3 protein-coding genes are annotated in these 631 nt (G+C 58.5%); all 3 read right to left on the minus strand.

Annotated features, from left to right (window positions below; all coding sequences use genetic code 11):
- Nucleotides 1–85 precede the first annotated feature (85 nt).
- Nucleotides 86–250 carry a hypothetical protein gene (locus EXE42_RS18870; protein WP_158293433.1) on the minus strand — a complete coding sequence of 55 codons (165 nt, stop codon included), beginning with the start codon at nucleotides 248–250 and terminating at the stop codon, nucleotides 86–88.
- Nucleotides 243–446, minus strand: coding sequence for a hypothetical protein (locus EXE42_RS16375; RefSeq protein ID WP_137694989.1), 204 nt, complete (start codon nucleotides 444–446; stop codon nucleotides 243–245). The genes EXE42_RS18870 and EXE42_RS16375 overlap by 8 nt, the downstream gene beginning before the upstream one ends.
- The coding region (locus EXE42_RS19745; protein ID WP_206750749.1) for a hypothetical protein at nucleotides 439–631 on the minus strand (193 nt) is incomplete at its 5' end. The genes EXE42_RS16375 and EXE42_RS19745, both read right to left, overlap by 8 nt.

Here is a 631-nt window from a genome sequence, read left to right on the forward strand (position 1 = left end):
GTCCGCAGGGTTGTCTACGAGGTGTTCGTCGTATTCGGTCGTCGTCAGCGACGACGTACTGATAGACGAACCACGTTCGTCGTATTCAGTCATCCTTGATCTCCTCGTGAATCTTGACGGAAGCAAACGCTATGACGGCGAGGTAAACGAGGGCTATTGTCTCAAACCCGCCATCAAATATGTAGACGATGAGCGGTAGCAACATTACCACGGTGGCGACTGTGTCAGACGCTCTCTCGTCGTCAGTCATCGTCAAACACCCCGCTCCACGCACAGAACCCAGTACCAGCAAGCAGCGCCACAAAGAGCGGCCACACCGCTCCGAGGACGATGACAAGGATCGGGTCTGAACGGCGACTCTGTGCCTCCTCTACAGCCGCCACACCCATCACGAACATCCCGATTAGGCTGTACGCAACGCCACCGATGAGGAGGAGATTAGTCATCGGCGGGGACACCCCCTGTGTCAACGTCCCCGAACGGGTCACGATCCATCGGTAGGCGTAGCTCCTTGGCAACGACCTCCCCCTCGGGCGGGGACACCTGCGCGGAGTCCAGTTCGTCCGTTGCGGGTTTCACCATCGAGATGTTATCAGACGGCGTTGTCCGCGGTGACAGCGCCTCCAGTAGC

Origin of the sequence: Halorubrum sp. SP3 (genome assembly GCF_005435195.1) — an archaeon.
Taxonomy (GTDB): domain Archaea; phylum Halobacteriota; class Halobacteria; order Halobacteriales; family Haloferacaceae; genus Halorubrum; species Halorubrum sodomense.

Coding starts and splice junctions, on each gene's coding strand:
- EXE42_RS18870 (WP_158293433.1), bottom strand. CDS start 250: ATGACTGACGACGAGAGAGCGTCTGACACAGTCGCCACCGTGGTAATG.
- EXE42_RS16375 (WP_137694989.1), bottom strand. CDS start 446: ATGACTAATCTCCTCCTCATCGGTGGCGTTGCGTACAGCCTAATCGGG.